Source organism: Streptomyces pallidus (ex Mingjun et al. 2026), from assembly GCF_051550185.1.
Lineage (GTDB): Bacteria > Actinomycetota > Actinomycetes > Streptomycetales > Streptomycetaceae > Streptomyces.
The window spans coordinates 923,295-936,281 of the sequence record NZ_CP196181.1; the positions used below are offsets into that span (position 1 = coordinate 923,295).

A 12,987-nucleotide genomic window follows, 5' to 3' on the forward strand; every position below is an offset into this window, starting at 1 on the left:
CACGCGCTGAGCGCCCGTGCGCGCCGTGCCCGTACGCGGCCGGTTCAGGCCCAGGACGCGGCCACCAGGGACCGTTCGGCGGCTGCCAGATGGGTGGCCGCGGACAGCCAGGCCCGGGCGTAGCCGTCGGCCGAGGGGTCGGTGAGGCGGCCGAACGCGTCGCGGGGGCGCCGGTCCGCCTCCGCGGCCAGGGCCGTCGCCAGCTCCGCGGCCGTGGTGAACCCGGCCCGGCGCAGCGGCCCGTACGCCGCCTGCGAGCCGCTGCCGCGGGCAGTTTCGGCGACGGCCCGCCGCCCGCCCGCCACCCCGGTCTCCAGCAGGCGGCGCACCCGCCACAGCGGCGCGTCGGCCAGGGGGTCCGGCCCGGGGTCCGCGGGGCGGGGCCCCGCCCCGGGGGCGGCGCCGGGCGGGAAGTGGCTGCCCTGGAGGCGCTCGTAGCCGAGGTCGGCGCGGCCGAACCATTCGTCGGGCAGCCGCAGCGTGTGCTCCGCATCCGGCACCGGGCCGACGGCGAGGGGCCGCAGGGTGGCGGCGCGGTCCAGGTCGGGCCGGCCGAGGACGCGCAGCGCGAGGCCCGGGTGGGCGGCGATGCGGCGCAGGTTCTCCCCGTGCGGCAGCTCCGGGTGGGGGTGGGCGGCCCGCAGCCGCAGCAGCGGGGCGGCCGTGGCCTGCCCGGCCCGGATCTCGCGGACCAGCAGGTCCTCGCCGGCCGCGCCGACCACCGTCACGTCGCAGCCCAGCAGTGCGGGACCGGCCGCGTCCGGGTCGGGGTCGGCGAGTTGTGCGGCCACCGCCTCGGCCGCGGGGCGGGCGAAGAGGGCGGCGACGGGTTCCTCGGTCCAGCGGATGCCCGGCAGCGGGGTCGCCTGCACCCCGCGCCCGGCGCCGAGCCGGCCGTCGTGGGACACCGTGGCCCCGGCGATGCGCAGCCCCCCGCGGGCCAGGCCGGCGTGGTCGAGGACGGCGCCGCCGAGGGCCACGGAGGCGGAGCCGGCGCCCCTGGCGCGGGCGAGACCGCCGGGGCGGACGTCGGAGACCGAGTAGCGCCCCCCGTCGGGGGCCAGCAGGTGGGTGACCACTCCCCCGTAGCCGGTCGCGGACAGCACGGGCTCGCGGCACAGGCCGTGCACCCGCAGGCTGCCGCCCGGCCGGTAGGCGCGCCGGGCGCTGCCGGCCAGGGCGGGGTCGGCGGACCCGGAGGCCAGGACGGCGGCGGTGTGCAGGAGTTCGCGGAAGGCGGCGGTGAGGTCGGCGAGCCGGTGGGTGCCGCTGCGCTCCCGGGCGGCGCGCAGGCCGCGTACGAGCCGCAGGGCGGCGGCCTCGGCGCGGGGCAGCCCGGCGAGGCGCGCGGTGTGGGCGGCGCGCAGCAACTCGGCCTGGACGACCGCGCCGCCGGCCGTGGCCCCCGCCGCGAGGGCCTCGGCGGCGGCCCGCCACAGCGCGGAGGCTGCGGCGGTCTGGGCGGCGGTCAGGGCCGGGGCGGGTGCGGGTTCCGCCGGCGCGGGTTCCTCCGGTACCGCCGGCTGCGCCGCGGCGAGGGCCGCTGCAGGCGCCGACGTTTGCGGCGCGGCCCCGGCTTCGGTCTCGGCCACGGGCTCGGGCTCGGCCACGGGCTCGGGCTCGGCGTGGGCGTCGGTCGGTGTCGCGTCGGCCAGCGGGGCGGCGCCGAGCACGGCGGCCCGGTGCAGGCAGCGGGGCGCCAGCAGGCAGCTGCAGGCGGCCTGTTCGGCGGTGGTGACCGCGCCGCCGGGGCCGGGTCGCAGGGTCACGACGGCGTCCGCGCCGAAGCGGAAGCCGATGCTGCCGTCGGGGGCCGGCTCGGCGGCCGGGCTACCGGCCGTGCAGGCCTCGATGGCGGCGTCGAGCTTCTTGCGCAGCCGGGCGGTGAGGTTCTCGACGGATTCGGCGAGGACCTCGGGGGCGACGGGCGGCAGCGGCGACGGGGCGGTGCTCAACGGTTTTCTCCACGGAGGCGGTCGCCCACCCAGCGGGCGAGGGCGAGCGGGCTGAGGGCGGCCACCGGCATGCCGGCGGCGACGAGCTGCCGGGCGACGGACACCGAGTAGCGGGGGGTGCCGGTGTCGTCGAGCGCGGCGCAGCCCAGCAGGTGGGCGCCGGACGCGGCCAGCGCGCGCACCTCCGCGAGGAGTCCGCCGACCGGTGCGCCCTCCTCGAAGTCGCTGACCACGACGACGAGGGTGCGGCTCGGCACGGTGACGAGGGAACGGGCGTGGGCCAGCCCCGCCGCGATGTGCGTGCCGCCGCCCACGCGGACCTCCAGCAGCAGCGACAGCGGGTCGTCGACCCGGTCGGTGAAGTCCACGACCTGCGTGGAGAACGCCAGGAAGTGCGTGGACAGGGTCGGGACGCCGCCGAGGACGGCGGCGGTCAGCGCCGACCAGATGACCGAGGCCTCCATGGATCCGGAGACGTCGACGACCAGGATCAGCCGCCAGTCGGCCTCGCGGCGCGCCCGGGTGCTGAAGACGGGCCGCTCGGGGACGACGGCGAGGCTGCCGTCGTCGAGGCGGCGGGTGTGGGCGAGGTTGGCCCGCAGGGTGCGGTCCAGGTCGAGCCGGCCGCCGGGACGGAGGCTGGGCCTCGGGGTGTCGAGGCCGGACAGCGCGGGGCGCAGCCGGGTGGCCAGCTCCTTCGCGAGCTCGTCGACGAGGCGGCGCACCAGCGGGCGCAGCCTGGCGAGCTGGGCCTCCGGCAGGCCGCCGGCGAGGGACAGCACCGAGCTGAGGAGTTCCACGGAGGGGCGTACGGCGGCCGGGTCGAGCTGGGTCAGCACGTCGGTGCGGCCCGAGTCGGCGGCGGCCGCGAGCACCTCCTCGCGGACGTCCGTGCCGAAGAGCGCCTGCAGTTCGTCGGCCCATTCGCGGGCCGTGGGGTACGAGGCCTCCTGGCCTCCGCCGCCGCCGGCGTCCAGGTCGGCGGAGCCCTCGCCGCGGCCCGCGCCGTACAGCTCGTCCAGGGCGCGGGCGTAGCGGCGGGCGCCGTCGGGCAGCCGGTCGCGCTGCCGGCCGAGGAGCAGCCGCCACCGGTCGGCGGGGGTGAGCCGCTGCGGCTCGGCGGCCGCCTCGGCTCCGGGACCGGCTCCGGGCTCGGGACCGCGTACGGGGCTGTGGGCCTCGGCCGCAGGGGCCGTATCCGCGGCCGGGGCGGGCGGGGCCGGATCCGCCGCCACGGTCGGGCTCCCGGCGGGGGCCGCGTGCTCGGGGTGGGGCAGGGCCTTCAGCGCGGCGGCCCCGGCGGCGTCGGCGGCGGCCCACAGGGCGAGCAGGGCGGGCGGGGCGTCGAGGGAGAGGTCGATGCGGTCGCCGAGCCGTTCGGTGACGGTGGCCAGCAGCCGGTCGCGGGCGGCGGGGGCGAGCGCGTCGAACCCGCCGCGCAGGGCCGGGAGCCGGTCCAGGAAGTCCTGGTCGGTGAGCGAGTCGACCCGGTCGAGGACCGGGACCAGGGCGGCTGCGGAGGACTGCAGCAGCGGTCCGGCCGCGGCCAGCAGGCCGCCGAGCCTGCGGGTCAGAGCGCGCCGGCCGTCCGGGGCGGTCGCGCTGTCGATCCAGCCGGCGGCGCGGTCGCCGAGCGCGGCGGCCGCGTCGAGGTCGAGGACGACGCGTACGGCGTGTGCCGCGCCCTGCATGAGCGGGGACCCGTCGGCGGCGAGCCCGGCGAGGGCCTCGTCCATGCGTAGGCCGAGGTGCCGGGCGGCGGTCCGGTCGGCGAGGGCGACGAGGGCGCGCGCGTCGGCCGGGTCCTCGCTGCCGGCGAGGCCGGGCAGGGCCCGTACGGCGGCGTCGAGCAGTTCGTCGGCCAGCACGCCCGCGGTGGCGCGCACGGTGTCGGAGTCGACGGGGAAGTGCCCGCGGGAGAGCCCTTCCAGCAGGTCCAGCGCCTCCAACAGCTCGGGCAGGGCCGCGGTCTGCGGCAGGACGGCGGCCGCCTCCTCCAGGCGTACGGTGACCAGCTCGGGCAGGTCGCAGCGTGCGGCGGCGGTCAGACCGGCCAGGATCTGCGCGGGGGTCGGGCCGCCGTCGGCGGCGGCCCGGCGGGCGGTGTCGCGCAGTGTGCCGGCGGCCGCCTGGGCGGCGGTGACGCCGCGGACACCGGCGAGGTCGAGGCGGGCCGGGACGGAAGGGGTCCACTTCAGCCGCCACTTGGTGCCGAGCGCGGTGCCGTCGCCGGTGGCGGCCACGTCGAGCGGCTCCCCGTATCCGGCGCCCAGGACGGCCAGCCGCTGGAGCAGCACCTCGCGGCGCCGGTCGAGCGGGGAGCGCAGCGGGTCGAGGCGGACCTCGCGGGGGGCGGGGTCCTCGGGGCCGGGCAGCCTCAGCTCGGTGACCTCGGCCTCGACGCCGGGGCCGAGTCCGGAGCGGGGGGCGTGCGGGGTGGTGCGGCCCCGGCCGGCGCCGACGAGGACGGCTTCGAGGGCGCGGGCCAGTGCCCGGCCGCGGCCCAGGGGCTCGCCCTGGCCGAGGACGGTGGTGACGGCCTCGAGGAGTTCGCCGCGGCCGGGGGCGGGCAGGCCGCGCAGGACGGCCAGGTCGCAGGCGAGGCGCAGGGTCTCGGCGGCCTCACCTGTGCCGGCGGTGTGGCCGGCCCGGCGCAGTTCCCGGCACAGGCCGGTGATGGCGGCGGAGGCCGCGGTCCGCACCCGTTCGGGGTCGCCGCCGGCCTCCAGGACGGCCTGCTGCCACAGCGGGTCGCGGATGCCGGCGGGGTAGCCGGAGCGGGAGTCGAGCAGGTCGAAGGAGTAGGGCACGAACGAGGTGACGGCGGCCCCGGCACCGCCCGCCCCCGCGACCGCCCCGGCGGCCCGGCCGGCGCCGTCCCCGGCGGCCCGGTCATCCGCCCCGGAGCCGGAGTCGAGGAGGGCGGGCGCGTGGAAGGCGCCGATCACGGCGGCGACGCGCCGGCCTCCGGCGGCCGCGGCTGCGATGACCTCGCGCATCCGCGCCTCGCGGGCCAGGTCCACCGCGGGGACGCCGGCGGCCGCGTCCTGGCGCAGCGCCCAGCCGACGCCGAGGGCCGCCCGGCGGACGGCCTCCGGGGTGCACCCGGGGGCCAGCACCTCCACGGCCCGGTCCCACAGGTCGTCGCCGTCCCGGCCGGTGCCGGCCGCGCTGAGGGCACCCGCGTACGAACGCGCCCGCGCCCCGGAGTCGGAGCCGCCGGAGGTACCAGCGTCCGGGGCGGCGTCGACGGGCGCGTCCGGAACCGGTTCCTCGGCCGTGTCCGGGACGGCGGTCGCGCGCAGGGTCCAGCGCGGGTCGGACAGCGGAAGGTCGCAGCACAGCACCTCGGCGCCGTGCGCCCGCGCCCAGCGGATCGCGGCCAGCTCCGGGGAGAAGTCCGCGAACGGGTAGAACGCCAGTCCGCCGTCGGGCCCGGTGCCCGCGAGGGCGACCGGGGCCTGCGTCTCCGGGTCCGCGAGGTGTTCCAGCCACGGCTGGAACTCGGCGGGCAGCTCGACGCAGACGACCTCGGCCCCGGAGGCGTCGAGCAGGGCCGGGACGACGGCGGCCAGGGCGGGGCTGTGGTGGCGCACCCCCAGCAGGTACGGCGTCCGGGAGGCGGCGAGCGCTTCCACGGTGTCCCGGGGATCGGCGTCCGGATCCGGGACGGCGGCGGGCGCCGCGGCGCCCGCCGGCAGGGCGGTGGTGGTGGTCATCGCAGGCTCCCGCGCAGGTCCCACAGGCGGCGCCACATGGCCGAGCCGTCCTCGGCGCGGCGGCGGACCGGGCCGTCCCAGTAGCCGAGCAGGCGGCCGTGGTCCGCGGGGTCGTCCTTGCGGACCACGCCCAGGAGGTGGCCGGGCAGCAGGTCCAGGACGTCGCCTCCGGGCAGGTAGGCGGCCGCGACGCCCAGCGAGGTCGCCACCTGGACGGCCTCGGCGGTGGACATGACCGTACCGGGGCGTTCCACGTCCCAGCCCTCGGCGGAGCGCCCGGAGCGCAGGTCCCGGAAGACGGTGACCAGCGCGTCGAGCACGGCGTCGTCGACGCCGAACGGGGCGCCTGCGCGCTGGACGGCCGCGACCGCCTGGCGGCGGATCAGCGTGGCCTCGGCGTCGGCGTCGGCGATCGGGTCGACGGTCTCGAAGTTGAAGCGGCGCTTGAGGGCGGCGGACATCTCGGAGACGCCGCGGTCGCGCAGGTTGGCGGTGGCGATGACCGTGAAGCCGGGGGCGGCGCTGACCACGGCGTCCTCGGTGGCGGCGAGTTCGGGCACGCTGACCCGCCGGTCGGACAGGATCGACACGAGGGCGTCCTGGACCTCGGGCAGGCAGCGGGTGATCTCCTCGACGCGGACGACGCGCCCGGTCCGCATGGCGGAGAGGACCGGGGAGTCGACGAGGGCCTGCGGGGTCGGGCCCTGGGCGAGGAGCAGCGCGTAGTTCCAGCCGTAGCGGAAGGCGTCCTCGGTGGTGCCGGCGGTGCCCTGCACGGTGAGGGCGCTGGTGCCGCAGACGGCGGCGGCGAGCAGTTCGGACAGCATCGACTTGGCGGTGCCGGGCTCGCCCGTCAGGAGGAGGCCGCGTTCACCGGCGAGGGTGACGACGCAGCGTTCGACGAGGGCGCGTTCGCCGACGAACTTGGGGGCGATGACCAGCTTGGCGGGCAGGCCCGCCCGGCGCTTCGGCAGGGCCAGCTCGGTGCCGTCGCTGCCGCAGACGAAGGTGACGACGGCCCGCGGGGTCAGCGCCCAGCCCGGCGGGCGGGGGCCGGTGTCCTGGGCGGCGAGGAAGGCGAGTTCGGTGGCGTGACGCTCCTCGGCGGGCAGGGTCTGGCGGGCCGGGGTGGCGGCGGCGTCTTCGGTGACGGTCGTCATGGGAGTCCTCGGAAACTCGAACAAGTGCAAGGAAGGGGGAACGGGAAGGGGAGGGAAAGGGGCAGGGACGGGCAGGTCGGGGTGTGGGAGGCGGGAGCCCGCCGGCCGGCCGCGGGTGCGGCCGGCCGGCAGTGCCGTCAGCGGCGGCGGGTGCGGGTGCGCTTGACCTTGAGCTCCTCGAAGCGGGGTACGTCGCCGTCCGTGACCCGCTGCCAGGCCCGGCGGTAGAGGTCCGCGGCCGGTTCGGCGGGCACCAGGACGCGGAGCGCCGGGCTGCCTCCGGGGGCGAGGCCCTCGTACAGGGGCAGCTTCCACTGCTCGACAGGCAGGTTCGGGGAGGCCATCTCGGCCCAGGGGCCGGGGAGGAACAGGGTGCGCCCGGCCCGGGTGCGGGCGGCCGTCACCACCAGGTCGGTGGCGGCCAGTTCGGCGCGGGCCGCCTTCAGCCGGGCCGGCTTCCAGCCCGTCCACCGGGCCGTGTTCCGGTCCGTGGGGTCGGCCATCGCCAGCAGCATCAGGTACAGCACCGCCGCATCCGCACCCAGCCCGTGCGCGGCCCGCACCTCGGCCACCAGCTCCGGCACCGACCGGCCCGGATCCTGCGGCCACCACGTACCCTCCGGGCCCGCCTCCCCCGCGGCCGGCGTCCCCGGGTCGGCGAGCAGCGCCGCGAACCGCGGGTCGTGGACGCAGCGCAGGGCGGCCTCGGCCGCGGACGGCTTCTGGTCGGCGCCGCGCAGGGCCGGCAGGTAGGGGTCGGAGCCGGTGGAGTCGAGCAGGGCGGTGCGCAGTGCGGGCCTGGGCCGGTCGTCGTGGGTGGCCATGACGACCGCGCCGTAGCGCTCGTAGCCCTCCGCGGTCTCGGTGGGGGTGCCGGCGGCCTTGCGGAAGTCGGGGAGGTACGCGTAGTACCCCAGGTCGAGCAGGAGTCCGGGGGAGGCGAGCCGCTGCCGTACGGCGGTGAGCGCCGGCGGCAGGAGGGCCCGGACGGGGTCGCCGGCGGGGAGCCGGTGGGCGAGCCAGGCGGTCAGGGCGACGGTGTCGGTCAGGACCGATCCGTCGAACGGCTCCGCGCACGGTGTGCTGGGCTCCACCCGGTCGCCCCGGACCCACCACTCCGTGTCGGCGCCCAGCGCCGGGGACGCCGCGGGGTCGAGGACCGTGACGAGGGCCCGGTGCGTGGCCGAGGAGGTGCGCACGGCGCGGGTGGCCTCGGCGAGCAGCCACTCGGGGACGGGCGTACGGCGGCCCACGCGCCGGTTCCACAGCTCGGCGGCGGCCGCGACGTCGGGGCCGTCGGTCCACAGCCGGGCCGGGTCTGCGGGCAGCAGGGCCGCGACGAGGGACCGGCGCAGGTCGATGTCGAGCGCCTTGAGCTCGGTGCGGGCGTGCTTGGCGTCGGCGGCCTTCACGCCGAGGGTCGTGCGCAGTTCGGCCGACAGGAAGTGGTGCTCGTAGCTGTCGATGTTGGGCAGGCCGGCGAGGAGCAGCCTGGCCGTGGTGGCGGAGACGCCGGTCAGCTGCGCGAACGCGTCGGCGGCCTCGGGCCGCGGTGGTACAGGGCCGCGGGCGGCGGCCTCGGTGAGGAAGGCGGTCAGCCAGCCGGGGTCGCGCTCGCGGTCGCCGACGGGGGCCTCGCCGCGCAGGGTGTAGGGGCCGGGGACGGCGAACCGGCCGGACGGGTCGTGGAGCAGGGCCCCGAACTCGCGGCCGCCTGCGGGCACGCTCTCGGTGTGCTCGGTGAGGGCGAGGACGGCGCCGCCGCCGAGCGGGAGCAGGCTGCGGTGCGAGACGTTGCGGCCCAGGCCGTCGGGGGTGCTCAGGTGGTGGTCGTCGAGGTGGACCAGGACGCGGCGCCAGCGGTCGGCGGATCCTGCGGCGGAGGCCAGGCCGAGGGCGTCGATCGTGCCGAGCAGTCCGCACAGGGCGGCCCGCTGCTCGTCGGTGGCGCCGGGCGCGACGGCCCGGTAGGCGATGGCCGCGGGGTGGTCGAGCATCGGCGTGAACGGCAGCCCGGAGTACTCGAGTCCGGGCGTGTCGAAGTGGAGCCGGCCGGGCACCGCGGTGGCGCCGGTGTCGGTGATCGCGGCGGCGAGGCGGTGCAGGTACTGGTGGGCGACGTCGCGCTCGGCGCCCCAGTGGTAGTAGCCGGTGCCGATGACGCCGCGCAGGGCGTTCTCGACGAGCTGGTCGGTGGGGCCCTCCGGTTCGCCGGGGCCGTCGGCCGCGGCGGAGTCCAGGCGGGCGGCGATGCCGTCCAGGGCCTTCTGCTGGGTGAGGGCGAAGCGCAGCACCTCGATGATGCCGCCGACCAGTTCGGACGCGGTGACCTGCGGGAAGGCGGCGCCGACCAGACCGGGCAGGTCGGACGCCTTCTCCGCGGCGGCGGCCGCCGCCATCAGGGCGGCGACGGTGTCCCGGTCGGCGGCGCGCAGGGCGGCGGAGCCCTCGGGGTCGCGGGGGCGCAGGGCGTACCAGAAGGGCACCGGCGGGAGGGTGACGCTGCCGGTCGCGAGGCCCTCGTTGCGGTAGTCGCCGCTGGTCTTGACCGTGACGACGCCGTCGGGGTCGGTGATGCTCAGCTCGCGCCAGCGGTGGGTGAGGGCACGCGGCCGGTCGTCGCCGGGGAGGGCGAGGGCGGCGGCGGGCATGTGGGCGTCCTCGGGGAGGCGGACGGTGCGGCCGGCGGTGTCGCGGCCGTACCAGCCGTCGCCCTTGACGCGGACGGCGCACCAGCCGAGGAGGCCGTCGGCGGGCGTGCCGAGGGCCGAGCCCTCGACGGTGGGTGCGGGCCGCAGCCAGGCGGCATGGGCGCCGAAGTCGTCGTGGCCGCGGTGGGCGCTGAGCACGTCGGTGAGGAAGGCGGGCTGGGAGAAGCGGCCGTGGGTGCCGTCCGCTGGGTTGTACTCGCACCAGCCGGCGGGCTTGTCCTGTTCGCGGCGCCGCCACACCCAGTACGAGGTGCCGTCGGACAGCAGGGCCTGCTCGGGGGGCAGTTCGGTGTCCCCGGCGTGGAGGACGCCGCCGCCTACGGTGCGGCCGCCGCCGGGCAGGGGCAGGCTGATCTCGTCGGAGCGCAGCGACCAGTGGGAGCGGTCGGTCCTGAGGGTGAAGACGTTCTGCGGGTCGGTGTGCCAGTAGCCCCGGACCTCGCTTCCCCAGGTGGACCAGAAGACGAGCAGTGCGCCGTCGACGTAGTGGAAGCCGTACTGGTACGAGCCGCCGGCCGGCACGCGCAGGTCGTGGGTGAGCACGGTGGAGTCGGCGTCGATGACGCGGACCTGGACGGGGTTGGCGACGATGAGGTGGGGCCAGGCCTCGACGACGGTCAGGTTGCCGCGGTGCAGCGCCTTGCGGTCGGCGAGTTCGACCACGGCCTCCTCGAAGGCGGGCCAGACGTACTCCTCGAAGAGGCCGCCGCGCAAGGTGCGGGCGAGGATCTCGCCGAGGTCGGCGGCGGCCGCGTCGGCCACCTCCTCGCGGGCGAGTTCGAGGGCCTCGGCGGGGAGCCACGTCAGCCGGTTGATGGCGTCGGGCAGGCCGGGCAGGCCGGCGGCCTTGGAGTTGCGGGCGACCTCCTGCATCCATTCGGTGAGCATCGGCCGGCCGCCGGGCGAGGCCGCGAGGCGGCGCATGACGTCGGCGCCGGAGTTGGCGTCGCCGTAGGAGTTGACGGCGCGGCGGAACGCCGGCCGGAACCGCTGGTCGGCGGCGAGGGCGAGCAGGTCGCGGCGCTGGTCGGCGCGGGCCCAGTCGGACAGGTTCAGCTGGTTGTGGCGGTAGTGCGAGCGGGGGTTCTCCTCGGGGTCGGCGACCGGGATCCGGAGGGAGAGGAGCAGGTCCAGCAGGTCGACGTCCTGGACGCCGATGCGCAGCCCGGCCTCGCGTCCGGGCTCGGCGAGGTCGGCGCGCAGCCGGTCCGCGGCGCGGGTGACGAGGTCGAGGAGGGCGGGCAGGGTGGGGCGCTGCCCCCAGCCGGTGTGGCGGGCGTGGTGGAAGCGCTCCAGCCAGCCGGCGGCGCCGTCGGCGCAGCGCTGCTCGGCGGGCAGTCCGGCGTCGATGAGCCCGGCGGTGGCGCCGGACTCCTCCAGGATGTCCAGCCACAGCGCGGACAGTTCGCCGTCGCCGCCGCCGGGCGGCATCAGGTCGAGGAGGGCGCCGCGGACGGCGGGCTCGCGGCGGGCCAGGGCGGTCAGCGCGGTGCGGTGCGCCTTCCACCAGCCGTACGCGGCGCGCAGGGTGGCGGGCAGCGGCAGCAGCTCGGCAAGGTAGTCCTGCTCGGCCTGGCTGCCGGTCAGGCCCGCGGCCCGGGCGAGGCGGCGCAGCTCGGTCGCGGCCTGGGCGGAGGGCGGCAGGCCGCCGGCGGTGCGGCGGACGCACAGGCGGCGGAAGCGGGCGTGGGCCTCGGCGGGGCTGACGCGGGCCGAGAGCTCCTTGGCGTAGCCGGTGAGCACCTTCACGGGGAGGGCGCCGACGAGGGCGAACTCGAGGAAGACGGCGTCGAGGCGGTCCTCGTCGACGGTGAGGCCGTGCTGGGCCTCGCTGGTGCGGGCGCGCCCGAAGAGCTGGGAGGCGTACGCGGTGTTCTCGACGGCGAGGAAGAGGCGGGCCGCCTGCTCGTAGAAGACGGGCAGGAAGTGCGGTACCGCGGCGCCGAGCCGGCCGGCCAGCTCGTGGACGGCGTCGAGGGCGGCCTTGGGCTTGGTCTTGGCCTGGCGGGCGACCCGGTCGAGTTCGGGGACGACGGCGAGGGCGTGGTGGCCGTCCTCGGGGTGGTGGACGAGGACCCATTCGGGGAAGCCGAGGGCCTGGCGCTGGCCGAGGCCGACGACGGGCGGCTCGCCCTCGTCGGGGACGAGACCGAGGAAGCCGGCGGCCAGGTCCTCGGCGGGACCGAGTTCGGCGGCGGCGAGCCGGACGACGACGCGGCCGTCGGGCAGGGCGGGGTGGTGGTAGCTGCGGGCGGTCAGGTCGACGGCGGAGGGGCCCGCTCCGTCGGTGCCGACGGGGAGCACGGCGCCGGCCTTCAGGAGCAGTGCGGCCTCGGTCGCGGTGCCGGTCGCGGTGGTGCCGGGGGCCGCGTTCGTGGTCGTGGTCGTGGTGGTCATCGTGCGTCCTTGCCCTCTTCGATCTTGCGTCCGGCGTACAGTGCGGCGGCCATGCGCATGCCCTCGGACCAGGCGACCGGTCCGACCTCGGTCAGGCGTACCGCCCGGCCGTCCTCGTCGTGCCAGGTCAGGGCCCCGGTGGTGGCCTCGTCCTCGTAGTACGGCTCACCGATCCAGACGGCCGCCTCGGTGGCCCGGCCGGTGTCGCGGACCGCGCAGGTGGCGTAGCCGCCGGAGACTCGGTAGCCGAGGCCGGTGGCGCGGGCGGCCAGACCGAACCGGTTGGGGAAGACGCCGCCCGCGTAGTCGCGGACCTCGGTGTCCTTGGCGGCGAGCCCCTCGGGCTTCAGCCAGGTCGCCCGGTGGATCTGCTCGACGCGCTGCACGATGCCGAGTTCGGCCGCGAAGTCCCGTACGTCGTCCAGGTCGGGCAGCAGCACGGGGTGGGGCAGGGTCACGGTGCGCGGGGAGAGCCGGACGGTCTCGCCGTCGAGGTTGACCACCTTCAGCTCGCCGGAGGCGGTGGCGTCGCGCAGGAAGCCCACCTCGTCGGGGTCGTCACCGACGACGGCGAGGTCGCGCAGCGCGTTCTGCCAGGCCTCGTCCGGCCAGACCCGGGCCAACAGCGCGGTGGGTACGGGCAGGGAGGACACCATCCAGGTGTCGACCTGGGCGATGCAGGCCGCCTCGTGCCGGTCGAGCCATTCGGCGAGCCGACGCAGCCGGTCCACCTCGGGGTGGTCCCGCAGCGCCTTGGGCAGTGACTTCAGCTGCCGTCCCGCCGTGCGCCCGGTGGTGGACCGCGCCGCCACCTTTCCTTCCACCAGGGCGATCTCGTATCCCTCGCCCGCCGCCAGCCAAGCCATCTGCCTCGCGCCCTTCCGCCTGCCCGATCCGATTCCGCGCAGCGTCGGGTACGGCCGAAAAGCCCCCCTGAGCTGCGGTATGCGGGGAGATTAGCGAGGGCCACTGACAACGCCCCGCCAGGGGGCTCGGATCGGGGGCGAGGGGCTGCCGCCGGAGCCGGGCACTGGGCTGAATGTCC

At 77.7% G+C, this 12,987-nt stretch carries 5 protein-coding genes; all 5 read right to left on the minus strand.

Features of this window, described 5'->3' with window-relative positions; translation table 11 throughout:
- Nucleotides 1–44: 44 nt before the first annotated feature.
- On the minus strand, nucleotides 45–1,955 hold the full coding sequence (locus tag ACSHWO_RS03845; protein WP_438310050.1) for a hypothetical protein: 1,911 nt from the start codon (nucleotides 1,953–1,955) through the stop codon (nucleotides 45–47).
- Nucleotides 1,952–5,674, minus strand: a complete 3,723-nt coding sequence (locus ACSHWO_RS03850; protein WP_438310051.1) for a DUF5682 family protein — start codon at nucleotides 5,672–5,674, stop codon at nucleotides 1,952–1,954. Before ACSHWO_RS03850 ends, ACSHWO_RS03845 begins: the two co-directional genes overlap by 4 nt.
- Nucleotides 5,671–6,834 carry an ATP-binding protein gene (locus ACSHWO_RS03855; RefSeq protein ID WP_438310052.1) on the minus strand — a complete coding sequence of 388 codons (1,164 nt, stop codon included), beginning with the start codon at nucleotides 6,832–6,834 and terminating at the stop codon, nucleotides 5,671–5,673. The genes ACSHWO_RS03850 and ACSHWO_RS03855 overlap by 4 nt, the downstream gene beginning before the upstream one ends.
- A gap of 137 nt (nucleotides 6,835–6,971) precedes the next feature.
- Nucleotides 6,972–11,942 carry a DNA-binding protein gene (locus ACSHWO_RS03860; protein ID WP_438310053.1) on the minus strand — a complete coding sequence of 1,657 codons (4,971 nt, stop codon included), beginning with the start codon at nucleotides 11,940–11,942 and terminating at the stop codon, nucleotides 6,972–6,974.
- Nucleotides 11,939–12,808 carry a DUF4132 domain-containing protein gene (locus ACSHWO_RS03865; RefSeq protein WP_385804290.1) on the minus strand — a complete coding sequence of 290 codons (870 nt, stop codon included), beginning with the start codon at nucleotides 12,806–12,808 and terminating at the stop codon, nucleotides 11,939–11,941. The genes ACSHWO_RS03860 and ACSHWO_RS03865 overlap by 4 nt, the downstream gene beginning before the upstream one ends.
- Nucleotides 12,809–12,987: the final 179 nt, after the last annotated feature.

Coding starts and splice junctions, on each gene's coding strand:
- ACSHWO_RS03850 (WP_438310051.1), bottom strand. CDS start 5,674: ATGACCACCACCACCGCCCTGCCGGCGGGCGCCGCGGCGCCCGCCGCC.
- ACSHWO_RS03855 (WP_438310052.1), bottom strand. CDS start 6,834: ATGACGACCGTCACCGAAGACGCCGCCGCCACCCCGGCCCGCCAGACC.
- ACSHWO_RS03860 (WP_438310053.1), bottom strand. CDS start 11,942: ATGACCACCACGACCACGACCACGAACGCGGCCCCCGGCACCACCGCG.
- ACSHWO_RS03865 (WP_385804290.1), bottom strand. CDS start 12,808: ATGGCTTGGCTGGCGGCGGGCGAGGGATACGAGATCGCCCTGGTGGAA.